Below are 26,179 nucleotides of genomic sequence, written 5' to 3'. Positions count from 1 at the left end.
GAAGACCAGGCACCCCGGCTGCAGCCGTGTTTCAGCGAAGCAGGATGACTGATCTGATGTTGTTGTCAGTCATCGTACAACCAAATTTTTGAAATGTCTAGAAAAAGACAACTAAAGATGACCACCCCCTGCGCCAGGGGGTGGGTGGATCAACGGGCCAAGTCGTCTGCCGACTGGCCGGCCTGAGCCAGGGCCTGAGCCCGACGCAAGCGTTCGCGGCTGTTGGTCAGATGAATGCGCATGGCCGCACGGGCCGATTCCGGGTCTTGCCGGGCGATCGCGTCGTACACCTCTTCGTGCTCGCGGTTCACCTTTTGCAGGTACTGGGCGCGCAACTCGGGGGCCATGCGCATGGCTGACGAGATGCGCGTGCGCGGGATGATGGTGGTGCCCAGGTGGGCCATGATGTCGCCGAAATAGCGGTTGCCGGTGGCCCGGGCGATCTCCTGGTGAAAGCGGAAATCGGGTGACACGGTGTCACCCGCCACCTCGACGTGCGAGGCAAAGTCGTCCAGCGCCTGGCGCATGGCCAGCAGGTTCTGCTCCGAGCGGCGCAGCGCGGCCAGGCCGGCAGACTCGGTCTCCAGGCTGATGCGCAGTTCCAGCACCGCCAGCACGTCCACCGAGGCGGCGATGTCAGACGGGTCGATGCGGAACATGCCGGGAGCCTGGGCCTCCAGCACAAAGGTGCCGATGCCGTGATGGGTCTCCACCAGGCCGGCGGCCTGCAGCCGCGACAGCGCTTCGCGCACCACCGTGCGACTGACGCCGAAGGCCCGCATGATTTCAGACTCAGTGGGCAGCTTGTCCCCGGCCCGCAGCACCTGACTCTGGATGCGACCGCTGAAGTCTTCGACCAGCTCATGGGCCAGACCGCGAGGTCGCCGACGCACTGGCGACACTGCCGCAGGGGCCTCCGAGGCATTAACCGTTGGCGCGGTGGAATTGGCCGTTGACAACTTTGACATGGCGTGATGATAATCCAGCCCCAGGTTGTACGACAACCGATGACATACATCATTTCCAGCTCTACACAACGCCATGAACGAGAGACAACTGCCGCAACGCCTGCTTCTGACCGGAGCCGCCGGCGGCCTGGGCCGCGTCCTGCGCGAAAGCCTCAAGCCCTTCACCCGCCAGTTGCGACTGTCGGACATTGCCAACCTGGCGCCGGCCACCTCCAACCAGGAGGAAATCCAGCTGTGTGACCTGGCCGACAAGGCCGCGGTCGATGGTTTGGTGCAGGGCTGCGATGCCATCGTGCACCTGGGCGGCATTTCAGTGGAGCACCCTTTCGAGGAAATCCTGGAAGCCAACATCCGCGGCGTGTTCAACCTGTACGAGGCCGCGCGCCGCCATGGTGTGCAGCGCGTGGTGTTTGCCAGCTCCAACCATGTGATCGGCTTCTACCCACAGACCCAACGACTGGACACCTCAGTGCCGCATCGCCCAGACGGCTATTACGGCCTGTCCAAGGCCTTCGGCGAGGATCTGGCCCATTTCTACTTCGATCGTTACGGCATCGAAACCGTCAGCATCCGCATCGGCTCCTCGTTCACCGAGCCGCGCGACCGCCGCATGCTGAGCACCTGGCTGAGCTACCGCGACCTGACCGAACTGGTGCGCCGCAGCCTGGTCGCGCCCCAGGTGGGCCACACGGTGGTGTATGGCGCCTCGGACAACCCCGGCGGCTGGTGGGACAACGCCGGCGCCCGCCACTTGGGCTTTGTGCCGCAAGACAGCTCGGAAGTCTTCCGCGCCAAAGTCGAGCAGCAGCCCCCTGTGCCACCCGATGCGCCGGCCGCCTTGTACCAGGGCGGCAATTTCTGCGCCGCCGGCCCCTTCGAAACCCTGCCCCCGGTAGGCGCCGCATGAGCTCCGCCGCCGAACTGGTACTGGACGCGCGCTGCGGCACGGGTGAGAGCCCGCTCTGGAGCCCGGCCGAGCAGGCGCTTTACTGGGTGGACATTCCGGCGGCACGCCTGTACCGCTGGGATGCCGCCAGCGGACAGAGCCGCCACTGGCAGACCCCCGAGATGCTGGCCTGCGTGGCTCAGACGGCCGATGGCCAGGGCTTCATCGCCGGGATGGAGACCGGAATCTTCCGCTTGAACCCAGCAGACGATGGCGACGAACTGAGGGCGGCACCCCTGGCTGCCGTGCAACACGCGCGCCGCGGCATGCGCTTCAATGACGGCCGATGCGACCGGCAAGGCCGCTTCTGGGCCGGCACCATGGTGATGGACATGGGCGCCAACCTGCCCTTGGGGCAGCTGTACCGCTACGACCGTCCGCGCGGACTGCAGGCGGTGCTGCGCGGGCTGACCGTGCCCAATGGCCTGGGTTTCAGCCCCGACGGCCGCACGATGTACCTGTCGGATTCGCACCCCACGGTGCAGGCTATCTGGGCCTTCGATTACGACACCGACACCGGCACCCCCCACAGCCGGCGCCTGTTCGTGGACATGCGCGAACAGCCGGGTCGCCCCGACGGTGCGGCCGTGGATGCCGACGGCTGCTACTGGATCTGCGGCAACGATGCAGGCCTGGTGCACCGCTTCACGCCAGATGGCCGACTGGATCGATCACTGGCCATGCCCGTCAAAAAGCCCGCCATGTGTGCCTTTGGCGGGACGGCACTCGACACCCTGTATGTCACCAGCATCCGCCCCGATGGCATCGACCTGAGCGATCAGCCCCTGGCTGGTGGCGTGTTCGCCCTGAACCCCGGCGTCAAGGGCCTGCCAGAGCCGCATTACCAGGAATGAAGCCCAACCCCTGTTTTTTCGCTTCCCGAAGTTAGACAAACCCGATCCTCAAGGAGACAAAGATGAAATTCAAACACCACCTGATGATGCTGGCCGCCAGCCTGGCCCTGGGCCCTCTGGCCGCCCAGGCCACCGAATTCCGCTCGGCGGACATCCACCCCGATGGCTATCCCACCGTCGAGGCGGTCAAGTTCCTGGGCGAGCGCCTCAAGCAACTCACCCAGGGCAAGGACAGCGTCAAGATCTACAACAACAGCTCGCTGGGCAATGAGAAAGACACCATCGAGCAGACCAAGATCGGTGCCCTGGCCATGGTGCGCGTCAACATCGCGCCCATGAACAACATCTGCCCGGCCACCCAGGTGCCGACCATGCCCTTTCTGTTCCGCAGCAAAGAGCACCTGCGCGCCGTGCTGGACGGCCCGATCGGTGAAGAGATACTGAAGTCGTGCGAGCCCCAGGGCTTCATCGGCCTGGCCTACTACGACAGCGGTGCACGCAACCTCTACACCGCCCGCAAGCCGGTGCGCACCCTGGCCGACGCCAAGGGCCTGAAGATCCGCGTGCAGCAATCCGACCTGTGGGTGGCGCTGCTGGAGGCCATGGGTGCCAACGCCACCCCCATGCCCTTTGGCGAGGTCTACACCGCCCTCAAGACCGGCCTGGTCGATGGCGCCGAGAACAACTACCCCTCGTTCGAAAGCTCGCGTCACTTCGAGGTGGCCAAGTACTTCTCGTTGACCGAGCACTCGATGGCGCCTGAAATGCTGCTGTTCTCCAAGCGCGTGTGGGACAAGCTCACGCCCGAGGAACAGACCGCCCTGCGCCAGGCCGCCAAGGAATCGGTGCCCTACATGCGCAAGCTCTGGGACGAGCGTGAAGCCAAGTCGCTGGCCGCCGTCAAGGCCGGAGGTGCCGAGATCATCACGGTCGACAAAACACCGTTCCAGAACGCCATGAAACCGGTGTACGACAAATTCATCACCGACCCGAAGTTGAAAGACCTGGTCCGCCGCGTCCAGGAAACCAAGTAAGCACCGCGTCGGCGGCCCCCCTGAGTGATCCCTGGCCCAACCGTGCGGGCCGGGGTGGCTGCCTGCACCCTTTTTTCTGAAGAGTCGACATCATGTATTCCAAACTTTGCCGCTGGCTGGCTCGCAGCTGCATGTGGCTGGGCATCGCCGGCATCGTGGCCCTGATCGCTGCAGTGAGCTGGCAGGTCTTTGGCCGCTACGTCCTGAACAACACGCCCACCTGGGCGGAAAGCCTGGCCCTGCTGCTCGTGCTGTACGTGACCATGCTGGGCACCGCGGTGGGGGTTCACGACGCAGGTCACATAGGGCTCGAATCGCTGTTGGTACTGGCGCCCGAGAAGGTGCGCAACAAGATCGAGATCCTGATCCACCTGCTGGTGGGTCTGTTTGGCGGCGCCATGGCCTGGGGCTGTGCCGAACTGGCCGCTTCGGTCTGGAGCTACCGCCTGCCCACCCTGTGGATTTCCGAAGGCTGGAAGTACGTTCCTGCCACCCTTTCTGGTGTCTTGATCGTGATGTTCTCGATCGAGCACATCATCGCGCTGGCCCAGGGCCGCGAAGTCGAACCCTGCTGGAGCTGATCACCATGGCCTTGACAATTCTCTGCGTCAGCTTCGCGCTGTTCCTGCTGATGGGGGTGCCGGTAGCGTTCTCCATCGGTCTGTCCGCCCTGTCCACCTTGCTGTATGAAGGCCTGCCATTGGCGGTGGGCTTTCAGCAGATGACCTCGGGCATGAGCATCTTCTCGTTCCTGGCCATCCCGTTCTTCATCTTCGCCGGCGAACTGATGATGTACGGCGGCATCGCCGATCGCATCGTGGACCTGGCCCGCAACCTGGTCGGCCATGTGCGTGGCGGCCTGGGCATGTCCAACGTGGTGGCCTGCACCCTGTTTGGCGGCGTGTCAGGCTCGCCCGTGGCCGATGTGTCGGCGATGGGTGCGGTCATGATTCCGATGATGAAGAAGGAGGGCTACCACGCCGACTACGCTGTCAACGTGACCACCCATGCAGCCTTGGTGGGTGCCCTGATGCCCACCAGCCACAACCTGATCATCTACTCGCTCGCTGCGGGCGGCAAGGTCTCGATTGCCGCGCTGATCCTGGCCGCCCTGTTGCCCGCCGCGATCCTGACCGTGTGCAACCTGGCCGCAGCCTATCTGGTGGCCATTCACCGCGGCTACCCGGCTGGCGCCTTCCCGGGCTGGGCCATCGTGGCACGCTCGCTGGCAGCCTCGCTGCCGGGGCTGATGATCGTGGTGCTGATCCTGGGCGGTATTCTGTCGGGCATCTTCACGGCCACCGAATCCGCGGCGGTGGCCGTGCTCTACGCCCTGGCGCTCACGGTGTTCGTGTACCGCTCGATCAAGCGCGAGCACTTCATCAAGGCCGCAGCCAAGGCCGTAAAGACCACCGGTGTGGTGTTGCTGCTGATCGGCATTTCCAGCACCTTTGGCTACCTGATCAGTCTTTACGGCGTCGCTGAGCTCACCGGACAGATGCTGTCCCAGATGACCACCACCCCCCGGGTGATCTTCCTGATGGTCAATGTGCTGCTGTTCCTGCTGGGCACCTTCCTGGACATGGCCGCCACCATCTTGCTGTGCACCCCGATCTTTCTGCCGATCTGCCAGCAATATGGCATGAGCTCTGTGCAGTTCGGGATCATGCTGCTGATCAATTGCGCACTCGGTCTGAACACCCCCCCGGTGGGCACCACCCAGTTCGTGGGCTGCGCCATCGGCGGCGTGTCGGTGGGCACGGTGATGCGTACCATCTGGCCGTTCTATGGCGCCCTGATCTTTGCCCTGCTGCTGGTCACTTACGTGCCCTCGTTCTCGATGTGGCTGCCCAGCATCTTCATGACCAAGTGAAGCCGAACTGAAAGCCCCAGCCATGAGCTCACAGACGCAAGCCAGCGCGGCAGCCGTGCCACCGCGCACCATCCAGGTCCACCCGGCCGACAACGTGGCCATCGTCGTCAACGACGGCAGCCTGCCCGCCGGCAGCGTGCTGCCCGGCGGGCTGACCCTGGTCGAGGCCGTGCCGCAAGGGCACAAGGTGGCCCTGGCCGATCTGGCCGAGGGCGAGGTGATCCGCCGCTACAACGTGGTGATCGGCTATGCCGCCCGCGCCCTGCCCCGTGGCAGCTGGGTGAACGAGCGCGTGATGCGCATGCCCACGCCGCCCGGCCTGGAAGACCTGCCGGTGGGCACGCTGGCCGTGCCTGCGCCCGCCGCCACCCAGCAGCACACCTTCGAGGGCTACCGCAATGCCGATGGCTCGGTGGGCACGCGCAACATCCTGGCCGTGACCCAGACCGTGCAGTGCGTGGCCGGCGTCACCGACTTTGCCGTGCAGCGCATCAAGGCCGAGCTGCTGCCGCGCTACCCCCACGTCGACGACGTGGTGGCCCTGGAGCACACCTATGGCTGCGGCGTGGCCATCGACGCCCCCGATGCCGTCATCCCCATCCGCACCGTGCGCAACATCAGCCTCAACCCCAACTTTGGCGGCGAGGTCATGGTCATCAGCCTGGGCTGCGAAAAACTCCAGCCCGAGCGCCTGCTGCCCCCGGGCAGCATCCCCATCCGCGACGAACGCGGCCAACCCACCGGCGCCGACGCCCCGCTGGACACCGTGTGCCTGCAAGACGAGGCCCACGTGGGCTTCATGTCCATGGTCGAGCACATCCTGCGCCAGGCCGAGGTGCACCTGCAGCGCCTGAACGCACGCCGGCGCGAGACCGTGCCCGCCAGCGAGCTGGTGGTGGGCGTGCAGTGTGGTGGCAGCGATGCGTTCTCGGGCCTCACGGCCAACCCGGCCGTGGGCTACGCCACCGACCTGCTGATCCAGGCCGGCGCTACCGTGATGTTCTCGGAGGTGACCGAGGTGCGCGACGGCATCGACCAGCTCACCGCCCGTGCCGCCAGCCCCGAGGTGGCCCAAGCCATGATCCGCGAGATGGCCTGGTACGACGCCTACCTGAACCAGGGCCGCGTGGACCGCAGCGCCAACACGACACCGGGCAACAAAAAGGGCGGGCTGTCGAACATCGTCGAAAAGGCCATGGGCTCGATCGTCAAAAGCGGCAGCTACGCCATCACCGGCGTGATCTCGCCCGGCGAAAAGCTCACGCAAAAAGGCCTGATTTACGCCGCCACCCCGGCCAGCGACTTCATCTGCGGCACGCTGCAGCTGGCTGCCGGCATGAACCTGCATGTGTTCACCACCGGCCGCGGCACCCCGTACGGGCTGGCCGAGGTGCCCGTGATCAAGGTGGCCACGCGCAGCGACCTGGCCCGGCGCTGGCACGACCTGATGGACATCGACGCCGGCACCATCGCCACCGGCGAAGCGACGATCGAAGACGTGGGCCGCCAGCTCTTCCAGTACCTGCTGGACGTGGCCAGCGGCCGCCAAAAGACCTGGGCCGAGCGCTGGAAGCTGCACAACGCCCTGGTGTTGTTCAACCCGGCCCCGGTGACCTGAGGCCGCGCGCCCCGGACCGACTCAAACCACCCTGCAGCAGGTCGACAGAACCTGCGCCCCGACGGAGACCGCCATGCACCCACCGATCACCGCCAGCGGCTGAGCGCCCTGACGCGACAGCGCCGGCAGCCGCCACGAGCCCCTGACACGCCCCCCTGAAACCAGCCCTTGTGCGTCCGCCAGGGGTTGTGCTTCGGTTCGGCCCGGCTGTTTTCCATCTCGCTCCCGAATGCCCGCCCAAGCCGGGCAGGGACAACCCACGCCCACTGATTCATCAACCGCAGACAAAACCGACAAGAAGCCAACGGCCTTAGACCCTCTGAGGGTGCGGCCTGCGCTGAGGCCCTGCTGCCGCGGACAAGCCTTTCCCAACCCTGTGCTTTTTTTCATCAACCCTGGAGATAAAACCATGACTCATCTGAAGAAAACCCTGCTGGCCTGCGCGGCCGTGAGCGTGCTCAGCGCGCCTGGCCTGGCCCTGGCCCAGTCCTCGGTCACGCTGTTCGGCGTGCTCGACCTCGCCTACGAAAACGTCAAGACCAACGCCGGCCGCATCTCCGGCGTCTCCCCCTCCGGCAACAGCGCCAGCCGCCTCGGCTTTCGCGGTGTCGAAGACCTCGGCGGTGGCCTGAGCGCCGGCTTCTGGCTCGAAGGCGCCATCAACCCCGCCAGCGGCATCGGCAGCAGCGGCACCACCTCCAACAACCAAAAATCCGACATCGCCGCCGGCGGCCTCACCTTCAACCGCCGCTCCACCGTCAGCCTCGCTGGATCCTTCGGCGAGCTGCGCATCGGCCGCGACACCACCCCCAGCTGGCAGAACTACCTCAACGCCGACCCCTTCGCCGCCGCCGGCGTCGGCACCCTCATCCTCGACTACACCGGCTCCGCCGCCACCAACACCTTTGTGCGCGCCTCCAACTCGGTGGGCTACTTCCTGCCCGCCAACCTCGGCGGGATCTACGGCCAGGCCATGCTCGCCTTCGGCAACCAGCCCAGCAACGCCACCATCAACACCATCGACACCTCCAGCAACGGCCGCTACGCCGGCGCACGCCTGGGCTACCGCCAAGGCCCGCTCGATGTCGCCGCCGCCTACACCCGCACCACCTTTGCCGGCCTCACCCAGTCCTTGGGCAACAACGGCCTGGCCGGCCCCGGCACCTCGGGCGCAGCGGCCCCCCTGGCCGGTGACATGGCCGACACCAGCGTCTACGGCGCCTACGACTTTGGCCCTGCCAAGGTCATGGGCATCGTGGCTCAGCAAAAGCTCTCCAACGTGGCCACCACCGGCAACGACCTCAGCACCAAGGGCTGGAGCCTGGGCGTGAACGCCCCCGTGGGGGCCTTCAACGTGCTGGCCTCCCTTGGCCAGGTCAAGCTCGGCTCGGCCAAGGCCCAGAAGTTCGCCATCGGCGGCGTCTACAACCTCTCCAAGCGCACCGCCGCCTACGCCACCCTGGCCCGCGTCAGCAACTCCGGCGGCGCCTCCATGGCCGCCAACTCCTACGGCTCCGGCGCCCTCGGCCCCGTCTCCGGCGCCAACAACGTCAATGGCAACTCCACCGGCTTTGACATCGGCCTGCGCCTGGCGTTCTGACCCCTGGCCCCGGGCGCCCCTGTCGAAGCCAGCGTGAATCAGGACAGGTCGGGCCCCGCCTCTGCCAGGGCTGCCCGGCCCCCTTGTTCACCGGATCGACCGGGGCCCTGTGGGCACGAGACTTTGCATTCTTCAAGACTTTCAGGGCACCGGGCCTCCGGTGCCCTTTTTTCATTCGCCCACCCGGAACCGGCCTGCCACAACACCCCAGGAGGCTTCCCCATGCGGCGGCATCTAAGCATATGAAAAATGAATGGTTGGCGTCTTGGGATGCGGCGCACAGAATCGGGCCCCCGTTCCTCCATTGCCGCTGATCCCCGCCTCCATGCCGTTCAAACCCGCTTTTCTGGCCGCCGTTCGACTGACTCTGCTGTTGCTGGCGGGCGCTGGCTTGGCCGAAGGGGCCGCCGCCCAGGGCTATCCGAGCCGACCGGTACACCTGACCGTGCACAACACCCCGGGCAGTGCCCCGGATGTGCTGGCGCGCTACGTGGGCAACCGCCTGAGCGAAAGCTGGGGCCAGAGCGTGGTGGTGGACAACCGCACCGGCGCCGCCGGCGTGTTGGCCGCCGATGCCCTGGCCAAGGCGGCGCCCGACGGCTACAACCTGTTGGTGGGCGGTGACGGACCGATCACCATCTTGCCCAACCTGCAAAAAAACCTGCCTTACGACGCAAGGCGTGATCTGCTGCCCGTGGCGCCGCTGGGGCAGATCGACTTTGTGCTTGTGGCCCACCCCAAGTCCGGGCTGCGAAGCGTGGGTGATTTTGTGCGCGCCGCCAAGGCCCAGCCGGGCCGGCTCAACTATGCCTCGGCAGGCAACGGCAGCGCGCTGCAGTTTGCGATGGAGATGCTCAAGCAGCGCGCCGGCATCTACGCCACCCACATTCCCTATCGCGGCGGGCCGCTCGGCCTGCAAGACGTGATTGCAGGCCAGGTGGACCTGATGTTCATCGCCATCGGGCCGGCCCTGCCCCACATCCGCAGCGGCCGCGTGGTGGCCCTGGCCACCTCGGGCGAACAGCGCAATGCGCTGCTGCCCGAGATCCCCACCGTGGGCGAAACGTATGCGGGCTTTCGGGCCGGCACCTGGTTCGGCCTGTTTGCGCCGGCCGGCACGCCCCAGGCCGTGCTGGAGCCGCTGGCCGGCGAGGTCAATCGCATTCTGCGCAGCCCGGCCGCACGCAAGGAACTGGCGGCCCAGGGCATCGACGCGGCCAGCCTGTCGCGCCAGGCTTTTGCCCAGCAGGTCAGTACCGAGTACACGCGCTATGCGCAGATCGTGAAAAGCGCCGGCATCCACGCCGATTGAAACCGGCGCGGCCGCGCGCCGCAGCCGCCCCGGTGGCTAAACTCCGACCTTCCCTTTTGAGCTTGTCGGCGCCCGCATGATCATTTTTCACAACCCCCAGCACCACTTGCACGATGGCCGCCAGGAAATGTTCCGCGGCCGCCTGGTGCCCTGCCACGAAAACCCCAGCCGGCTAGACTATGTGATGAGCGAGCTGCAGCGCCGCCCCGTGGGCGTGTTACGCCAGCCCGGCGAGGCGGACCTGGCCCCTCTGCACCGCGTGCACAGCGCTCCTTACCTGGATTTTCTGGCCCGCGCCTGGGACGACTGGGTGGCCCTGAACCCGGCCAATGCCGAACTCGACATCCTGCCCTCGATCTGGCCAGTGCGCGGCTTCAGGCACGAGGCCCCCAGCACCAACTTCACGGCGCGCCTGGGGCGCTTTTCGTTTGACTCAGGCAGCCCCATCACCGCCGGCACCTGGACAGCGGCCCTGGCCGGTGCACGCTGCGCCATCGAAGCCGCGCAGGCGGTGAGCGGGCCTGCACCAGAGTCGCGGGCGGCCATGGCCCTCACCCGCCCACCTGGCCACCATGCCGGACCGGACTTTTTTGGCGGCTACTGCTTCATCAACAACGCCGCCGTGGCAGCCCAGACCCTGCGCGATGCCGGTGCCCAACGCGTGGCCGTGCTCGACATCGACTACCACCACGGCAACGGCACCCAGACCATTTTTTACGAGCGTGGCGATGTGCTGACGGTATCGGTGCACGGCGACCCGCGCACCGAATACCCCTTCTACCTGGGGTATGCCGACGAAACCGGCGACGGCAACGGCCAGGGCCGCAACCTGAACCTGCCCCTGCCCACCGGCAGCGACTTCGCCACCTGGCGGGCTGCCCTGCAACAAGGGCTGAACGCCATCGCAGGCTTCGGAGCCGAGGCGCTGGTGGTGTCACTGGGGGTCGATACCTTTGAAGGTGACCCGATTTCGCAGTTCAAGCTGGCCAGCGCCGACTATCTGCAGGTTGGGGCCGCCATCGCCCAGGCCGGGCTGCCCACGGTGTTCGTGATGGAAGGCGGCTACGCCGTGGCCGAGGTGGGCATCAACGTGGTCAACGTGCTGCAGGGCTTTGCGGGCTGAGGCCAGGTGTATCCAATGGTTCGTGACTGCACCCGCCGCCCCCAGAGGGTGGCGGCGCTGGGCTGACGTTCTTTCACAGTCTGCGCCGAGGGCAGCCCGGCGGCCTGCTACCATGCGCCCCTGGCCCCGATGGCCCGCGGGCACCTGCCCCGGTGGCCGGCCCGCCACGCCAAGAAACAGACCCCCATGGACAAGCACGAGGCCTACCGCGAACTGGGCCTGCCCCCTACCGCCAGTGATGACCAGTTGAAAGCCGCCTGGCGCCGCCTGGTGTCGCGCTGGCACCCCGACCGCAACCCCAGCCGCGACGCGGCCAGCCGCACCCAGCGCATCAACAAGGCCTACCACCACCTGCGTGCCTTGCGCGATGCCCCCCCCGAGCCGGCCCCCACGCCGCCACCGCCCCCGGCGCAGCCAGCGCGCCCGCCAGCGGCCGACAAATCAAGCCACAAGACCAAGCCCCCCCCACCCCGGGAAGTGACGGTGCGCCAGGTCAGCCTGTCCATCGAGGAAGCCACGCTGGGCTGCGTGCGCACCCTGCGGGGCCGCTTTACCCATGCCTGCACAGCCTGCCAGGGGCAGGGCCACCGGGTGCTGCCCAGCGCCTGCCCGGGCTGCCAGGGCAAAGGCACACGCGCCAAGGCCGCCCTGTTTGGCTGGCTGTGGACCCAGGAAACCTGCCCCGACTGCGCTGGCGACGGCCGCGAGCATCAACACTGCACCCTTTGTGAGGGCACGGGCCAGCGTTCGGTCAACTACCGGCGGCATGTGCGCATCCCGCCCGGTGTGCGCGCCGGCGACGAACTCAGCGTGCCCGGCACCCTGCACGATGGCATGGAGCTGGCCCTGGAACTGCACCTCGACATCGAGCCTCACCCCTTCTTTGTGCTGGAAGACGGGCAACTGCGATGCGAGATCCCTGTGTGCGGCTACGCCTGGGCGGCCAATCAATGGGTGGAGGTGCCCGCCCCCGAGGGCCTGCAGCACATGCGACTGAACCGCGATGCCCTGGTGTACCGCTTGCGCGGTCAGGGCTTTCCCGAGCGGCCCAACGGCCCGCGTGGCGACTACATCGTCAAAGTGGTGCCCAGTTTTCCGGAGGCGCCCAATGCCGAGCAACAAGCCCTGCTCGATCAGCTGATGGCCGCCTCGGTCCGCGCGGCCGAAGCCCAGCCCGACAGCGCGCTGGGCCGGTGGCGTCGGCAACTGGCAGGCTGGCAACCCAAGGCGCAGGGCGCCAAGGACTGAGCAACCGTCTGGGAAGCCTCAGGCCCTGCCCTGCACGGCCAGCGCCCGCCGAACCCACCAGATCAAGGGGAGCGTGAGCAGCACGAAGCCCGCCACGCACTGCATGGCCGACACCACGCCCAGCCAGTCCCCCAACCCGCCGAACGCACTGGGGGCGATGGCACCGGCCCCGATGGTGGCGGTGTAATACAGGGCGAAGGCCCGGTCACGCCGCGCGGGTGTCACCAGATCGGGCACGCAGCCGTACAGCACCGATGAGGTGCCGTTGAGCATCAGGCCCAACAGGGGCATCAGTGCCAGTGCCCCCCACCAGGGCAGCAGCAAGGTCCCCAAAATGCACAAGGCCGTGGCCCCTTCGGTGAACCACACCGTGCGCATCATGCCCAGACGGCGTTCCAGCACCGCACACCACAGCTTGCCCAGGGCACCGCCCACAAACAACAGGCCCAGCGCCAGGCCGATGCCGGCGGTACCCGCGCCCTTGGTGGTCAATACAAAGGGCAAGAAGGTCAGAAAGCCCATGCGCGTGCCGCTGTCCACCACCCCCGTGGCGGCCAGGGCCATCAGGCCCCAGGGGGGTGGGGCGACTGCGTCGCCAAGCCTTTGCACGGCGGGCTCGGCCGGGGCCGCCACGGCGGGCTGCACCTGCGCAGGTTCGGCCCGCAACAGCCAGGCCAGTCCGGCGGCAGCCGCCAGTCCCAGCAGGCCCACCGCGATCAGGCTGTGTTGCCAACTGAGCCACATCGTCAGACCGCCCACCAAGGCCGGCACAGCCGTCTTGCCCATGTCGCCGGCAAAGTTGTACGTGGCCAGCGCCCGCCGGGCCTGCAAACGGTCGCCGGCATACGCATCGGCCACCAGGGCCGAAGCCAAAGGGTGCTGGGTGCTGGCACCCAGGCCTCCAAGCAAGAGCGCAGCGCACACCACCGGCAAGGCACCACTGAAGCCAGCGACCAGGTAGGCCAGCGCCACCAGCAAGGTCCCCCCCACCAGCAAGGCGGGCCGTCCCCAACGCCTGGCCAGACGCGTGGCCGGCACCTGGAAACCAGCCATGCAGGCGGCATACAGGCCACGCAGGGCTCCGGTGAAGGCCAACGACAGGCCAAACTGGCTCTGCCAGAGGGGCAGCAGTACATAGATCAGGTCGGTCATGCCGTCGTGCACGGCGTGGGCCGCGCTGGCGGCCCACAGGTTGCGCCGGGCGGCCGAGGGGACGACGGCGGAAGCCTCGGGTGCGGGGGCAGGTGTTGTGATCGAAATCATGGCGGGCATGATGCCGCGAGTCCGGCTCAGGCCGTGACCCTAATTGAGGAGAATGCATACCCATCATGAGTCAATCAGATACCCCCACCCTCCCCGATCACACCGCCCCAGCGCAGCCAACACCAGATCGGCCCCGGCCTGGGCGGCCACAGCAGGTGCCGTTGAACGCCGTGCGGGTGTTTGTCGAGGCGGCGCGCTGGGGCAGTTTCAAGCGCACGGCTCAACACCTGGGGCTGACGCAAAGTGGCGTCAGTCGCCATGTGGCCACCCTGGAGTCCTGGCTGGGCCAAGTGCTGTTCCAGCGCAGCGGCACGGGCCTGAGCCTGACCGAAGCTGGGCGCCTGTACTTCGACACGGTCCAGGATGCGATGGCCACCATCGAGCTGACCAGTCAGCAATTGCGCAGCCGCACCGCCGGACCTTCGGTGTTGCAGGTGCGCACCTCCTTGCCTTCGCTGGCCATGGCAGTGCTGATCCCGGCACTGGCCCGCTTTCAGGCGGCCCACCACATCAGCGTCGAGCTGACCACCTCGCTGGCCATGCCCCAACCCGACGATGCCTTTGATGTGCTGGTGACACGCGATCTGAACCTGGGGCATGCCGAGCAGTGGCACCTGGCCCACGAGGAGCTGGTGGCCGTGGCCACGCCCGAGCAACTGCGCCGCTGGCATCACAAACCGGTATCAAGCTGGCCCTTGCTGGTGGCCCGATCGCGGCCTGATGTGCTGGCCCTGTGGTCTCAGCGCCAGGGGCTGGGTGCTGGCGGGCTGCACATCCAGGCCGGATTCGATCATTACTTTCTGGCCATCGCGGCGGCCCTGAGTGGCGCAGGGGTGCTGGTGGCGCCGTCGTTTTTGGTGGCCAGCCATCTTCAACAAGGCCTGCTGAACGAGTTGCCACTGGAGCGTGTGCGCGGCGAGGGCAGTTACCTGGCGTTCATCCACCCGCGTTGTGCCCAACCGGATCCGGCCAGGGCATTCTGCCGCTGGATCAAGGCCGAGCTGGCCGCCAGCCGCCCCGCCTGAGCGCCCCGGCCCACCGTGGATTCAGAGCCGTTGGCACAGGTATGCCTCGGTCTGGTATGGAAAGGCCACCGTGGCCTGGCCGCTCAGGGCCGGGTGGTGGCCGACGAGGTTTTGCAATTGTTGGCGCACCACGTCCTGCTTGTCGGGCGGCAATGCGGCGATGAAGCTGACCGACATGAATCGGTCCACGATCACCTGGGCCGGCGGGCCCACATGCTGGTAACTGAAACGGCTCAGCGCCAAGGGCGTGAACCAGCGCCCTGTGAAAGGCTTGCGCCAATCGCCCTTGTAGAAGCGCGGCGCATCGCCTTCATGCGGTGTGATCAGCTCGGTCAGCCTGGCCACCCAATCGACCGATTCGTCGCGCACGTTCCAGACCAGGCCCAGGCAGCCGCCGGGGCGCAGCACGCGGTGGATCTCTTGCAGCGCGGCCTCGGTGGCAAACCAGTGGAAGGCCTGCGCGCAAACCACCGCATCGACCGAGGCGTCGGGCAAGGGCAACGCCTCGGCCGTGCCACCCAGGGCGCTCACGCCCGGTAGCGCAGCCGTCAACTGGGCCCGCATTTCAGCCACCGGTTCAACCGCGACCACCTGAGCGCCCGTGCGGGCCAGCAAGCGGGTGAACTTGCCGGTACCAGCCCCCAGGTCCAGCACCCGGCTGGCCGGGCCCAGGCCCAGGGCCTGCTGCAGCCAGGGCAGCAACTCGGCCGGGTAGTCGGGGCGGCCCTGGGCGTAGGCCTGGGCGGCTTGCGAGAACCCTTGTTGGGCGGCCTGGTGCACCGGCAGGGTCTCAGAAGCAGAAATGGGCTGGGTCATGGATGGACTCCTTGCCAGGATCGAGCGAGCCGAGGGCTGGGCCTGCTCTGGGCGCCCTCAGGCCGGGCGAGCCATCGGGTTGGGGGTGGGTTCGGCCACCTTGAACAGGTGGTTGCGATCGGTGTGGTGGAAGGGCTCGGTCTGGCCCCGGATCATCATCACCGTGTCTTCGCTGTAGCCCCAACTGCCGTCGGGGTGGATGGTGACCTCGATGCGGTACTCCACCGTCTTGAAGGCGTGATCCAGAAACGGGTTGGAGCTGATGTTGGCATGCGTGTCGCCCAGGGTGGAGACCAGCTCGAAGCGGGTGGCATCGGGGGCGGCCTGGCCCACCGCCATGGCGATCTGGCCGCGCGGAATGGCCAGGGTCTGGATCACCGTGCCGGTGGCCGGCTCCCACAGCCAGTAGCCGACCTGGTCATGGTAGGTCTTGGTCTGGCCGGGCTTGACCACGTGCACGTGGTAGCGCAGGCCATACAGCAGCTGCGGGCCGTTGGTCTGCGGGTCGATGGGTTGCAGCTCGATGCGCTCGACATAGGCCTGCTTGCGCGGGCCGTCGGCCTTGGGTTTGACGTCCAGCCCACGGTTGCCCTCCCACACGCCGGCCATGGGGGCCAGCGGGCCCAGGTTGGCCAGGGTGTTGAAGTCAAGGTTGGCGGGCTCGGTGTAGATGTCCTGGGCGAAGGTGTGCGACATGGCAATGCAGATGCTTGGGTTGGGGGCGATGTCGGCCCCCAGCAGGCGCCCGACTCCAGCGAGCCCGGGACGGCAGCGGTGAACCGACACCTCTGGATCATAGAACGGACACACGCTCTGACTTGGCTCTCGCGTAACAAGGTGCCAAGAGCCCCGATTTATCCATTGTCATCTCGCTCCAGATGATTGATCCGAACCAAGATCATTTCGGATAAATGAGCCCGACAGCCCACCACCAAGCCCAGCGCCAGCAACTGCCCAATCATTGAGCAGCGCAACACAAGCCCTTGTGAATCAAGTACTTACCCTGGCTTTCAGCCCCCTGGGCACGGCTTATCCACAGTGTTGTTCAGGGTTTGCAGGGAAAACTGCCGGCCTTGCCCGAGGCTTCAGCGGCCGGCGGATTGCAGGGCCAGTTCAGCCAGGCGCACGGCACCGGCCTGGCTGCGGGCGCCGGCAATGAACAGGTTCATGTGGCAGAACACGCTGTCGGCCACCCCGGTGACGGCCGCCATCTCCTGCTCGCGCAGGCCGGCCCAGGCTTCGGGCAGGTCCATCTTGGCGGTGAACGAACCGGGCTCGATCGGCACGGTCTTGATCTGGTATTGGTCGCCATCCGAATCGGGGTAGATCACCAGCAGCACTTCAGGCATTTCTTCAAGCACCACGTGGGTCCAGGGCATGCCGCCCTCACGCAGGTGCAGCACGCGCCCGTCGAGCAGGCGCGGGGCATTGCGCACGGTTTCCTTGGCGCGCAGCTGTGAGATCTTGCGCACGATGGCGTGGTCCAGAAAGCGGCGGGTGATGGCGATCGCCTCACGGAAGCGGGTCTCCTGCAGAGCGGCCTTGGTGTCCTGCGTCAGGCCCTGCTCGTCCATCCAATGGGTGTTGAGCTGCGAGACCAGGGCCGACAGGCCGAAGATGCCCGGGGCCACATCGCCCTGGCCGGTGTCCACGATGTCGAGGTACTGCACCAGCGAGGCATCGAGCGAACGCACCACCTCGGCCACCGCCGCGTCGTCCAGCGCATGGCCCTGGGCCTGCGCCAGCGCGCGCACATAGTCGGTGCCATGGGCGGCCCACACGAGGCCGGCACTGGCATAGCCCACGCCGGGCTGGCTTGCGCCGTCCACCCATCGGGCCGGGCGAGCGCCGTCAAAGCCGCGCTGGTGGTGGTCGAAACGCCCACGCGCCGCGTCCCACTGCCCGCCGACATCGACCGCGAAATCGGCGGCCTCGATCAGTTCGTTCTTGCGGGTTCGGATCAGGGTGTGCGAGGGATGCACCCCCATGAGCACGCCCACGCCAAAAACGTCGTCGGCGTGGAAGGTGCCACTGTGGGTGGCGATGGTCTTGTGGTCGGTCATGGGGGGATTTTAGTGAGTGCGGGCGCCTGAGCGTTCAGCAAGGGCAGCCCCCAGACTGGGGGATTGAACCCTAGCAAGGTGACGATCCCAGACCGGCCCGTGACGATCTGATTGCCGCGCAGCGGTGAAAGAGATGCGTCCGCAACAGCGAGTGCGCGATAGAACGATTCGTTCATGGGGCGGTGTCACAGCTGCCCGATCACGCCGGGCAAGTGCCCGTCATCCATCCATCGAGCTGCAATCCAGGCACGTTGAGCGCCGCCCCGCTGGGCGTCTTCGAGGCCCATGACAAACTCGCGCCGGATCGACAATAGCGGAAGAACGTGGTTTGAATGTTCCGTTTTATCTTCCAAAATTTGTTTTCGACGAAATAACGGAACATACTCCACCCATGCCATCCAGTACCCACCATCAGCGCGTCCTCGATCTGGCCAGCCAGAAGGGGCTACTGCGCACCAGCGATTTGAACGCCATCAATGCGCCTCGGGTTGTACTGACACGCCTGACCGCTGCGGGCCTGCTGGAGAAGGTGGGGCGCGGCCTGTACCGTCTGCCGGATACACAGGTTTCCGAATTCGAGAGCCTGGGCACCGTCGCCACCAAGGCACCCCAAGCGGTGTTCTGCCTGCTCACTGCGCTGCAGTTTCATGAACTGACAACGCAGTTGCCTCGTCAGATCTGGATCGCCATGCCAAGGGGCAGCCACCCGCCTCGTGCCGACTATCCGCCCGTCAAGATGGTGCAATTCACAGGCGATGCCTACTCAGCAGGGGTTGAGGAAGTCGACCGCGACGGCGTCAAGCTACGGGTGTACGGCGTGGCCAAGACCGTGGCCGACTGTTTCAAGTACCGTCACAAGATCGGGCTCGATGTGGCGTTGGAGGCGCTGAAAGATGCCCGCTCGCGCAGCAAGGCATCCGTCAACGACCTCTGGCGCTTCGCCAAGATTTGCCGCGTAGCCAACGTAATGCGCCCCTACCTGGAAAGCGTCGGATGAGTGCGGCCGCCCACAATGTCGCGTCATCCATCAGAGCGCGCCTGCTTAATGTCGCCAAGGCGCAAGGTGTCGACTTCAATCAGGTGCTGGTGCGCTTTGCATTGGAGCGCATCCTCTATCGGCTGACCCAGTCGCCGCACGCAGATCGCTTTCTTCTCAAAGGTGCGCTGCTATTCACGCTTTGGTACGACATGCCACACCGGGCCACACGCGATGCAGACCTCTTGGGATTCGGTGCCAGCGATCTGGAGTCCGTGGCCCAAGTATTCCGGGACATCGCAGCCGTCCCGGTCGGCGACGGTATCGTGTTCAACCCGGCCTCCGTCGTGGTGGAGGAAATCCGAAAGGAAGCGGGCTACGGCGGCGTCCGTGTCGTCATTGCGGCCGATCTGGCCAGGGCACGTTGCAAAACCCAGATCGACGTCGGCTTCGGCGACGCGGTCACCCCAGCGCCTGTTGATTCGGTGTATCCGGTGCTGCTGGAGGAGATGCCCGCGCCGCGGCTGCGGGCTTACCCTGCGTACACCGTCATCGCAGAAAAGCTCCACGCCATCGCTTTGCTTGGCATGACCAACAGCCGCTTGAAGGACTATTTCGATCTGTCGGTGCTGTTTGAACGAGAAACTCTAGACACCGATCTGCTGGCCCATGCCATCAACGCCACATTTCAAAGACGGGGCATGGCAGCGCCTGAAGCACTCCCCGTCGGCCTGACAGACGAGTTTGCACACGACGCTTCGCGCCAGGCGCTGTGGCTGGCTTTTCTCAGGAAGAACGAGCTTCAGCCAGAACCCTTGCCCGCCATCGTGGGTCGTTTGGGCGTGGCATTGGCCCCAGCGTTGAACGCCGTCGCTCGTTGAAGACCATCTCATGGGTTAGCCACCCACCTGGCTGCTAGCTCAAGGCCAAACTGATCGGGGCGACGGCGCTTTCTCTGCCCCCTTGTCACGGACACCCCCCCCCAACGAGCAAATCGAACAAGCCATCATCCTGGGCCAATCCACCGGTATCGACTGCACCGGGTCTTGGATTCACGACGACGGCCCGGCCTCGCTCCGCCCCCTCAGCCCCTCCGGCAGACGCAACCACTGCAGGTGCGCCAGCGAGGCATACAGCGGCAGGCTGATCAGGCGCGACACGCCGCTGGCCACCAGGGCACTGGCCATCAGGCTCAGCACCAGGCCGTGACCATCGACCATTTCCATCACGATGATGAAGGCGGTGAGCGGTGCCTGGGTGGCCGCGGCCAGAAAGCCCGCCATGCCCAGGGCGATCAGGGTGCTGGCCTGCGCCGGGTTGAGCCACTGGGCCAGGTCATTGCCGATGCCGGCGCCGATCGCCAGAGAAGGCGCAAAAATGCCCCCGGGCACGCCTGACCAGCTGGTGATCCAGGTGGCCGCGAACTTCAGCAGCACATACAGCGGATTGGCTTGCTGCGGCCCCTCCAGCAGGCTGCGGGTGTGCTGGTAGCCACTGCCGAAGGTGGCCCCATCGCTGGCCAGCCCCATCACGGCCACCGCCAGGCCGCAGCCGGCGGCAAAGCGCACCGGGAAGGCCCGGCGCCAGCGCGTGAACACATCGCCCGAGGCCATGCTGAGCGAAGCCACCATCAGGCGCGAGAACAAGCCGCCAGCCAGACCGGACACCACGGCCACGGCCAATGCCGGCACCAACAGGCCGAGGTCGACCACCCCGGGCCGGATCACCCCGAAATACGTGGCGTTGCCGTACACCGACACCGCCATCAGCCCCGACAGCACGATGGCCGCCATGATCAGGCCGTTGCTGCGCTGCTCGGGCTTGCGGGACAACTCTTCGATGGCAAACATGATGCCGCCCAGCGGCGTGTTGAAGGCCGCGGCAATGCCGGCGGCCCCCCCCGCGATCAACAGGCCCTGCTCCGACACCGGCCCACCCGGCTTCAAAAAGCGCCGCGCCGAGTGCATCACGCCAGCCGCGATCTGCACCGAGGGGCCTTCGCGCCCCAAAGACAGGCCGCACAGCAGGCCACTGGCGGTGAGCAGCATCTTGGCCAGGGTCAGCCGCAGTGACACAAACCAGGCGCTGGCCGGTGCCGGCAGGCCCGGTGTCAGGGCGGCCATGACCTGCGGAATGCCCGAGCCCGCAGCGCCCGCAGCAAAACGCCGCGTCAGCCACACCACGGCGGCCGTGCCCAGCGGCGTCCACAACAGAGGGGCCCACCAGGCCAGGCCTTGCAGGGCGTGAAAGGCCAGCAAAGCCTGTTCGGTCAGCCAGGTGAAAAGCACCACCGTGAGGCCCGACAACACGGCGAAGCCCATGACGACCGCCCGCACCGACCACAGGCGCCAGTCGGAAAGCTCTCTGCGAATGGCCTGCATGACCTGGGGATGCTGTTTCATGGTGTGAGCGTGAGATGGAATGGCCCGGCGCGAGGTCTGTGCCAGCGTGGGCTCGATTGTATTTGTACAAATCCAAATGCGTGGGGGCCCTGTGCTGACAGGCCCTACACTCCCCCCTTCGCCGCGCCAGCACTGCGCGCTGATCCGCGCCCGCCATGACACCCGAGACCCCAGAGCCCACCCCTTCCCCGCCCAACCGTGTTCTCCCCCGCCTGGGAGCCGCGCTGCAGAGCAGCCCGGCGCTGGCCAAGGCCCTGGGCGCGGCCGTGGCGGCCCGACTGAACCGACGCCGCGTGGCCTGGGCCGTGGCTGCGGTGCCCCTGGGGCTGGTGCTCTACACCGTGTTGCTGATCCCGTTCACGCCCAGCATCCAGGACATCCGCAAGGCCAACCAGGAGCAGCCGGCGCAGATCCTGTCGGCCGACGGCAAGCTGATCACCGAATTCAAGCGCGCCAACCGCGAGTGGGTGCCCCTCAAGCGCATCTCACCCCATGTGGTGGACGCCCTGATTGCCACCGAAGACCACCGCTTCTACCAGCACCATGGGCTGGACTGGCGCCGCCTGGGCTCGGCGGCGCTCAGCACCTTCGGCGGCAGCCGCCAGGGCGGCTCGACCCTGACGCAGCAACTGGCGCGCAATCTGTACCCCGACGAAGTGGGCCGGGCCCCCACGCTGACGCGCAAGCTCAAGGAGGCCATCACCGCGGTCAAGATCGAGATCGTCTACAGCAAGCCCGAGATCCTGGAGACCTACCTCAACACCGTGCCGTTTCTGTACAACGCCTTCGGCATCGAAATGGCGGCTCGCACCTACTTCGACAGCTCGGCCGATGCCCTGGATGTGCTGCAAAGCGCCACCCTGGTGGGCATGCTCAAGGGCAACAGCTATTACAACCCGGTGCTCAACCCGGAGCGCGCGCAGCAACGGCGCAACATCGTGCTGTCCCAGATGGTCAAGCGCGACAAGCTCTCGGCCACGGCCTTCGAGGCCCTCAAGAGCCGCCCCCTGCGCATCGACTTCGAGCGCCAGACCGAGCCCCCGGGACCGGCCGCCCACTTTGCCCAGCAAGTGCGCAAATGGCTGGTGGCCTGGGCCGACCGCAACGACTACAACATCTACACCGATGGCCTGGTGGTGCGCACCACGCTCGACTCGCGTCTGCAGGCCCTGGCCAACCAGGCGGTGCAGCGCCAGACCGCCCAGCTGCAACGAGTGGCCAATGCCGCCTGGGCCGGCGCCAGCACCTGGAACGCCAAGAACCCGTTGGTGCAGGGCTTCATGCGCGACACCCCGGCCTACCGCAGCGCCTTGGCCGGCGGCCTGAACGATGCCCAGGCCCTGAAGAAGCTGCAGGCCGACACGCCCTTCATGCGCAGCCTGCTGCAACAGAAGACCTTGCTGCAAGCCGGATTTCTGGCCCTGGACCCACGCAACGCCCAGGTGCGGGCCTGGGTGGGCAGCCGCGACTTCGAGCAGGACGCCTACGACCACGTGCAGCAGGCACGCCGCCAGCCCGGCTCCACCTTCAAGCCTTTTGTGTATGGCGAGGCCTTCCGCCAGGGCATGAGCCCTGACGACACGCTGGTCGACCAGAGCATCGAGATCGCGGTGGGCCGCAATGAGGTCTGGCGCCCCAGTGACGAAAGTCCGCCCAGCGGGCGCCCCATGAGCCTGCGCGATGGGCTGGCCTATTCCAAGAACACCATCACCGCCCAACTGGTGCAAAAGGTGGGCCCCGACAAGGTGGCCCGGCTGGCGCGCGCCCTGGGCGTGCGCCAGAGCAAGCTCGAGGAGGTGCCCTCGATCGCCCTGGGCACCAGCCTGGTCAGCTTGAAGGAGATGGTCAACGCCTATGCCAGCATCGTCCACCAGGGGCGCTATCTGGAGCCCACGCTGGTCACCCGAATCGAAGATCGCCAGGGCCACGTGATCGAAGACCTGGCCCCGGCCCGCGCCGAGGCAGCCTTGCCCGAGCGCGTGGCCTACACCCTGATCGACACCCTGCGCGGCGTGGTGGACCGCGGCACCGGCACCGACATCCGCAACCGCTGGGGCATCCGGGCCGACGTGGCCGGCAAGACCGGCACGACCCAGGACAACACCGACGGCTGGTTCATCCTGATGCAGCCCCAGTTGGTGGCCGGCGCCTGGGTGGGCTTCAACGACAGCCGCATCACCCTGCGCAGCGACTACTGGGGCCAGGGTGCACACAGTGCCCTGCCCATCGTGGGCGACGTGGTGTCCAAGGCCTTGCGCGCCCGCTTGATCGACGGCAAGGCCCGCTTCGAGCCCCCGGACGACAGCAACTGGCTGCAACGACTGCTTCAACGCGCCCGCGAAAGCCTCAGGCAACAACTTCACGACCTGTGGCAAGGCCTGGCGCAGCGACTGCTGCAACACCTGCCGCATGGCCTTTGGTCACAGCCCGCCAAGGCCCCTGCCCGCCCGCCGACCCCGCCGATGCCGGCCAATCCGCCCGCCCCACCGCCGCCTGTACCTGAGACAGCACCCGACCCGTTGCAGAAAAAGATCGACGACATCATCACCGAGCCGCGCGAAGAAAGCCCGGCGCCCCAGGTGCTGCCCCAGCCCAGCTCGCCTCAGGCTTCATCGCCGCAACCCTTGCCTTACGAACAGCGTTGAAGCCGGCGGTAAGCCATGGACGCGAGATGGGGGCACGATGAGTGAGCGCACCGTGCGCCGCTCGCGTGCTTCCCCGCCGGGAACCCGCTGGACTCAAGAGTGGCCCGCCCGGTCCAGCCACAGGTAGCCCACAAACAAGGCCAGCAGCCACAGGGTTTCGGCCAGCATCAAAAGCACGGGCCGCCAACCCAGCGCCACCAGCCTGGCCAGTGAGGTCTTCATGCCCAGGGCCGCCATGGCCACCACCAGACAGACACGCGACAGGTCACCCAACAGCCGCCCCGCCGTGACCGGCACGCCACCGACGCTGTTCAGCAACACCAGCCCCATGAATGCCAGCAGGAACAAGGGCACCAGAGGGGCCCGGCCGACCGCATCCGCGGGCGCTGCGGGTGATACCCGGGCCCTGTGCCGGCCACGCCAGTAGAGGGCCAGCAAGGCCACCACCGGCACCAGCAACAGCACACGCAACAATTTGACGATGATGGCCACATCCGCCGCGTGCGGCGAGATCATCGAACCCGCCCCGACCACCTGCGCGACATCGTGGATGGTGCCGCCCAGCAAAATGCCTGCCGCCACATCGGGCAGTTGCAGCAGCAAGGCCAGCGGCGGGTAGAAGACCATGGCCAGGGTGGAAAAACCGGTCACCCCCACCACCGTCAGCAGCACGCAGCGCTCGTTCTCCTCGGACCTGGGCATCACCGCCGACACGGCCAAGGCCGCTGAGGCACCGCAGATCGAGACGGCCGCCCCCGACAGCAGCCCCATGTCGCGTGTCAGTTGCATGCGCCCAGCCAGCCACGCCCCCAGGCAGATCGTGCTGACCACGCCGGCCACGGCCACGCAGAACGGCCCCGCACCCAGGCTGCTGACCTGCCCCAGGGTGATGCGCGCTCCCAGCAGGGCCACGCCAGCGCGCAACACCGTGCGGGTGCAGAAATCGATGCCGGGACGGCAGCGCGCATCCTCGTGAAGAAAGTTCAGCGCCAAGCCCAGCAAGAGCGCGTAAAGCAGCAAGGGCCCCCCGTAATGCTCGGCCATGAAGGTGGCCGACACCATGACCAAGGCGGCCATCGCGGCACCAGGCCACAGCACGCGCAAGCGCCCCACTCCGGCATGCAATGCCGGCCAATCCGAGAAGGTCCTCATGGCAAGCCAATCCAAGGGCCGCTCAAAAGGCAGTGCCGAAAGGCGCCAAGGAGGCAAACGCCTGCGCCAGATCGTTCTGCAGGTCGACCGGGTCCTCCAGGCCCACGTGCAGGCGCACCACGGCACCCCGTCCCCGCCAGTCCTCCAGGCTCCGGGCCTTGTTCATGTCGGCCAGCGTGGCCAGGCTTTCATAGCCGCCCCACGAGGCCCCGATGCCGAACAGGGCGAGACGATCGATCAGTTGCTCAGCCGCCTGCGGCGCCATTGAGGGCTGCATCTCAAAGGACAGCAGCCCGTTGGTGCCCTTGCAGTCCCGCCGCCACAGCGCGTGCCCAGGGTGCGAGGGCAACGCCGGGCAGAACACGGTGGCCACCTCGGGCCGGCCCTGCAGCCAGTGCGCCAGGTGCAGGGCATGGCGCTCGTGCATCTGCAGGCGGGCCGACAGCGTGCGCATGCCACGCAGCACCAGCCAGGCGTCGTCGGGGCTCACGGTCATGCCGAAGGCATCGCTGCGATCGGCCAGGGTTTGCCAGGCCTCCCGGGTGGTGCAGACCGTGCCCATCATCACATCCGAATGGCCCGACAGGTACTTGGTGGCCGCCATGATGGAGATGTCCGCCCCCAGGGCCAACGGCCGATACTGGCACCCCGAGCCCCAGGTGTTGTCCGCCACCAGCCAGGCCCCCTGGGCATGGGCCAGGGCCGCCAACTCAGGCAGGTCGCACATCTCATACACCAGCGATCCCGGGCATTCGGCATACACCATGCGGGTCGCGGGCCGGACCAGGCGGGCCACATCCTGGCCGTCGGCCCGGAAGAAACTGCAGTCGATGCCGTAGGGGGCCAGAAAGCTGGCGGCCAGGTGACGCACCGGCTCGTAGACCGCATCAGACATCAGCACATGGTCGCCGGGCCTCAGGTAGGCCAGCAGCGTCATGCCCACGGCCGCCAGCCCGGTGGGGAACAGGCGCGTTCGATAGCCTCCTTCCAGCTCGCTGACCGCGTCTTCCAGCGCGAAGGTGGTGGGCGTGCCACGGGCACCATAGGTGAACAGGCGCTCGCTGGCACGCCGACCGCGCATCTCGCGTTGGGCCGCCACGCTGTCGAACAGCACGGTACTGGCCCGCACCAGGGGTGGGTTGACGGGACGGCCTCCGGCCTGCTCGGGGGTCTGCCCGGCATGCAACAGGCGGGTCTGGAGACTGACACCAGCCGGATGGGATGGGGTGTGGTTCGTGGTCATGTGCGGTGGTTTGGGCTG

The 26,179-nt window shown here is 66.8% G+C and carries 22 protein-coding genes; 14 read left to right on the top strand and 8 right to left on the bottom strand.

From position 1 onward, the window contains the following. Positions 1-149: 149 nt before the first annotated feature. Positions 150-968, bottom strand: coding sequence for a FadR/GntR family transcriptional regulator (locus AC3WUT_RS03385; protein WP_492345667.1), 819 nt, complete (start codon positions 966-968; stop codon positions 150-152). Between the two features lie 73 nt (positions 969-1,041). Between AC3WUT_RS03385 and AC3WUT_RS03380 the strand changes: the two genes are divergently transcribed. From AC3WUT_RS03380 to AC3WUT_RS03335, 10 genes are all read left to right on the top strand, one after another. Continuing rightward, a complete protein-coding gene (locus AC3WUT_RS03380; RefSeq protein ID WP_492345666.1) occupies positions 1,042-1,875 on the top strand; it encodes an NAD-dependent epimerase/dehydratase family protein in 834 nt (277 codons plus the stop codon). Then, the gene (locus AC3WUT_RS03375; protein WP_492345665.1) at positions 1,872-2,768 is read left to right on the top strand and encodes an SMP-30/gluconolactonase/LRE family protein; all 897 of its coding nucleotides are present in this window, start codon (positions 1,872-1,874) and stop codon (positions 2,766-2,768) included. Before AC3WUT_RS03380 ends, AC3WUT_RS03375 begins: the two co-directional genes overlap by 4 nt. 62 nt (positions 2,769-2,830) lie before the next feature. Further along, positions 2,831-3,802, top strand: coding sequence for a TRAP transporter substrate-binding protein (locus AC3WUT_RS03370; RefSeq protein WP_492345664.1), 972 nt, complete (start codon positions 2,831-2,833; stop codon positions 3,800-3,802). A gap of 92 nt (positions 3,803-3,894) precedes the next feature. Further along, positions 3,895-4,383: a TRAP transporter small permease gene (locus tag AC3WUT_RS03365; protein ID WP_492345663.1), complete on the top strand. Its 489-nt coding sequence runs from the start codon at positions 3,895-3,897 to the stop codon at positions 4,381-4,383. Between the two features lie 5 nt (positions 4,384-4,388). After that, on the top strand, positions 4,389-5,675 hold the full coding sequence (locus tag AC3WUT_RS03360; RefSeq protein ID WP_492345662.1) for a TRAP transporter large permease: 1,287 nt from the start codon (positions 4,389-4,391) through the stop codon (positions 5,673-5,675). 22 nt (positions 5,676-5,697) lie between these two features. Then, positions 5,698-7,293: a galactarate dehydratase gene (gene garD / locus AC3WUT_RS03355; protein WP_492345661.1), complete on the top strand. Its 1,596-nt coding sequence runs from the start codon at positions 5,698-5,700 to the stop codon at positions 7,291-7,293. Positions 7,294-7,702: 409 nt separating this feature from the next. Further along, positions 7,703-8,893 (top strand): porin, encoded by a 1,191-nt coding sequence (locus AC3WUT_RS03350; RefSeq protein WP_492345660.1) that lies wholly within the window; start codon positions 7,703-7,705, stop codon positions 8,891-8,893. 325 nt (positions 8,894-9,218) lie between these two features. Further along, the gene (locus AC3WUT_RS03345) at positions 9,219-10,205 is read left to right on the top strand and encodes a Bug family tripartite tricarboxylate transporter substrate binding protein (RefSeq protein WP_492345659.1); all 987 of its coding nucleotides are present in this window, start codon (positions 9,219-9,221) and stop codon (positions 10,203-10,205) included. Between the two features lie 76 nt (positions 10,206-10,281). Continuing rightward, positions 10,282-11,328: a histone deacetylase family protein gene (locus tag AC3WUT_RS03340; RefSeq protein ID WP_492345658.1), complete on the top strand. Its 1,047-nt coding sequence runs from the start codon at positions 10,282-10,284 to the stop codon at positions 11,326-11,328. A gap of 186 nt (positions 11,329-11,514) precedes the next feature. Continuing rightward, positions 11,515-12,576: a DnaJ C-terminal domain-containing protein gene (locus AC3WUT_RS03335; RefSeq protein ID WP_492345657.1), complete on the top strand. Its 1,062-nt coding sequence runs from the start codon at positions 11,515-11,517 to the stop codon at positions 12,574-12,576. A gap of 18 nt (positions 12,577-12,594) precedes the next feature. Here AC3WUT_RS03335 and AC3WUT_RS03330 read toward each other — a convergent pair whose 3' ends face one another. Then, positions 12,595-13,848, bottom strand: coding sequence for an MFS transporter (locus AC3WUT_RS03330; RefSeq protein WP_492345656.1), 1,254 nt, complete (start codon positions 13,846-13,848; stop codon positions 12,595-12,597). Between the two features lie 56 nt (positions 13,849-13,904). Between AC3WUT_RS03330 and AC3WUT_RS03325 the strand changes: the two genes are divergently transcribed. After that, the gene (locus AC3WUT_RS03325) at positions 13,905-14,864 is read left to right on the top strand and encodes a LysR family transcriptional regulator (RefSeq protein WP_492345655.1); all 960 of its coding nucleotides are present in this window, start codon (positions 13,905-13,907) and stop codon (positions 14,862-14,864) included. Positions 14,865-14,885: 21 nt separating this feature from the next. Here AC3WUT_RS03325 and AC3WUT_RS03320 read toward each other — a convergent pair whose 3' ends face one another. From AC3WUT_RS03320 to AC3WUT_RS03310, 3 genes are all read right to left on the bottom strand, one after another. Then, the gene (locus AC3WUT_RS03320) at positions 14,886-15,680 is read right to left on the bottom strand and encodes a class I SAM-dependent methyltransferase (protein WP_492345654.1); all 795 of its coding nucleotides are present in this window, start codon (positions 15,678-15,680) and stop codon (positions 14,886-14,888) included. Between the two features lie 57 nt (positions 15,681-15,737). Next, entirely contained in the window at positions 15,738-16,376 is a 639-nt protein-coding gene (locus tag AC3WUT_RS03315; RefSeq protein ID WP_492345653.1) for an FABP family protein, read from the bottom strand. A gap of 389 nt (positions 16,377-16,765) precedes the next feature. Next, positions 16,766-17,743: an MYG1 family protein gene (locus AC3WUT_RS03310; protein WP_492345652.1), complete on the bottom strand. Its 978-nt coding sequence runs from the start codon at positions 17,741-17,743 to the stop codon at positions 16,766-16,768. 391 nt (positions 17,744-18,134) lie between these two features. Between AC3WUT_RS03310 and AC3WUT_RS03305 the strand changes: the two genes are divergently transcribed. Both AC3WUT_RS03305 and AC3WUT_RS03300 read left to right on the top strand, forming a co-directional pair. After that, positions 18,135-18,740 carry a type IV toxin-antitoxin system AbiEi family antitoxin domain-containing protein gene (locus AC3WUT_RS03305; RefSeq protein ID WP_492345651.1) on the top strand — a complete coding sequence of 202 codons (606 nt, stop codon included), beginning with the start codon at positions 18,135-18,137 and terminating at the stop codon, positions 18,738-18,740. Next, positions 18,737-19,600, top strand: a complete 864-nt coding sequence (locus AC3WUT_RS03300) for a nucleotidyl transferase AbiEii/AbiGii toxin family protein (RefSeq protein ID WP_492345650.1) — start codon at positions 18,737-18,739, stop codon at positions 19,598-19,600. The genes AC3WUT_RS03305 and AC3WUT_RS03300 overlap by 4 nt, the downstream gene beginning before the upstream one ends. Before the next feature lie 171 nt (positions 19,601-19,771). Here the strand turns inward: AC3WUT_RS03300 and AC3WUT_RS03295 are convergent, their stop codons facing one another. Further along, positions 19,772-21,121 carry a chloride channel protein gene (locus AC3WUT_RS03295; protein ID WP_492345649.1) on the bottom strand — a complete coding sequence of 450 codons (1,350 nt, stop codon included), beginning with the start codon at positions 21,119-21,121 and terminating at the stop codon, positions 19,772-19,774. Between the two features lie 155 nt (positions 21,122-21,276). Between AC3WUT_RS03295 and AC3WUT_RS03290 the strand changes: the two genes are divergently transcribed. Further along, positions 21,277-23,766, top strand: coding sequence for a penicillin-binding protein 1A (locus AC3WUT_RS03290; RefSeq protein ID WP_492345648.1), 2,490 nt, complete (start codon positions 21,277-21,279; stop codon positions 23,764-23,766). A gap of 93 nt (positions 23,767-23,859) precedes the next feature. Here AC3WUT_RS03290 and AC3WUT_RS03285 read toward each other — a convergent pair whose 3' ends face one another. Continuing rightward, positions 23,860-24,918, bottom strand: a complete 1,059-nt coding sequence (locus tag AC3WUT_RS03285; protein WP_492345647.1) for a YeiH family protein — start codon at positions 24,916-24,918, stop codon at positions 23,860-23,862. Positions 24,919-24,940: 22 nt separating this feature from the next. Further along, the gene (gene metC, locus AC3WUT_RS03280; protein WP_492345646.1) at positions 24,941-26,161 is read right to left on the bottom strand and encodes a cystathionine beta-lyase; all 1,221 of its coding nucleotides are present in this window, start codon (positions 26,159-26,161) and stop codon (positions 24,941-24,943) included. Between the last annotated feature and the right edge of the window lie 18 nt (positions 26,162-26,179).

It is taken from the genome of Curvibacter sp. EU05-FHT14A10 (genome assembly GCF_058791075.1).
The sequence above is the reverse complement of the archived record's forward strand: the minus strand, read 5'-3'. Positions and strand labels throughout refer to the sequence as shown.

Coding starts and splice junctions, on each gene's coding strand:
- AC3WUT_RS03385 (WP_492345667.1), bottom strand. CDS start 968: ATGTCAAAGTTGTCAACGGCCAATTCCACCGCGCCAACGGTTAATGCC.
- metC (WP_492345646.1), bottom strand. CDS start 26,161: ATGACCACGAACCACACCCCATCCCATCCGGCTGGTGTCAGTCTCCAG.
- AC3WUT_RS03345 (WP_492345659.1), top strand. CDS start 9,219: ATGCCGTTCAAACCCGCTTTTCTGGCCGCCGTTCGACTGACTCTGCTG.
- AC3WUT_RS03310 (WP_492345652.1), bottom strand. CDS start 17,743: ATGACCGACCACAAGACCATCGCCACCCACAGTGGCACCTTCCACGCC.
- AC3WUT_RS03370 (WP_492345664.1), top strand. CDS start 2,831: ATGAAATTCAAACACCACCTGATGATGCTGGCCGCCAGCCTGGCCCTG.
- AC3WUT_RS03330 (WP_492345656.1), bottom strand. CDS start 13,848: ATGCCCGCCATGATTTCGATCACAACACCTGCCCCCGCACCCGAGGCT.
- AC3WUT_RS03340 (WP_492345658.1), top strand. CDS start 10,282: ATGATCATTTTTCACAACCCCCAGCACCACTTGCACGATGGCCGCCAG.
- AC3WUT_RS03375 (WP_492345665.1), top strand. CDS start 1,872: ATGAGCTCCGCCGCCGAACTGGTACTGGACGCGCGCTGCGGCACGGGT.
- garD (WP_492345661.1), top strand. CDS start 5,698: ATGAGCTCACAGACGCAAGCCAGCGCGGCAGCCGTGCCACCGCGCACC.
- AC3WUT_RS03320 (WP_492345654.1), bottom strand. CDS start 15,680: ATGACCCAGCCCATTTCTGCTTCTGAGACCCTGCCGGTGCACCAGGCC.
- AC3WUT_RS03295 (WP_492345649.1), bottom strand. CDS start 21,121: ATGAAACAGCATCCCCAGGTCATGCAGGCCATTCGCAGAGAGCTTTCC.
- AC3WUT_RS03365 (WP_492345663.1), top strand. CDS start 3,895: ATGTATTCCAAACTTTGCCGCTGGCTGGCTCGCAGCTGCATGTGGCTG.
- AC3WUT_RS03305 (WP_492345651.1), top strand. CDS start 18,135: ATGCCATCCAGTACCCACCATCAGCGCGTCCTCGATCTGGCCAGCCAG.
- AC3WUT_RS03290 (WP_492345648.1), top strand. CDS start 21,277: ATGACACCCGAGACCCCAGAGCCCACCCCTTCCCCGCCCAACCGTGTT.
- AC3WUT_RS03325 (WP_492345655.1), top strand. CDS start 13,905: ATGAGTCAATCAGATACCCCCACCCTCCCCGATCACACCGCCCCAGCG.
- AC3WUT_RS03300 (WP_492345650.1), top strand. CDS start 18,737: ATGAGTGCGGCCGCCCACAATGTCGCGTCATCCATCAGAGCGCGCCTG.
- AC3WUT_RS03315 (WP_492345653.1), bottom strand. CDS start 16,376: ATGTCGCACACCTTCGCCCAGGACATCTACACCGAGCCCGCCAACCTT.
- AC3WUT_RS03285 (WP_492345647.1), bottom strand. CDS start 24,918: ATGAGGACCTTCTCGGATTGGCCGGCATTGCATGCCGGAGTGGGGCGC.
- AC3WUT_RS03350 (WP_492345660.1), top strand. CDS start 7,703: ATGACTCATCTGAAGAAAACCCTGCTGGCCTGCGCGGCCGTGAGCGTG.
- AC3WUT_RS03360 (WP_492345662.1), top strand. CDS start 4,389: ATGGCCTTGACAATTCTCTGCGTCAGCTTCGCGCTGTTCCTGCTGATG.
- AC3WUT_RS03380 (WP_492345666.1), top strand. CDS start 1,042: ATGAACGAGAGACAACTGCCGCAACGCCTGCTTCTGACCGGAGCCGCC.
- AC3WUT_RS03335 (WP_492345657.1), top strand. CDS start 11,515: ATGGACAAGCACGAGGCCTACCGCGAACTGGGCCTGCCCCCTACCGCC.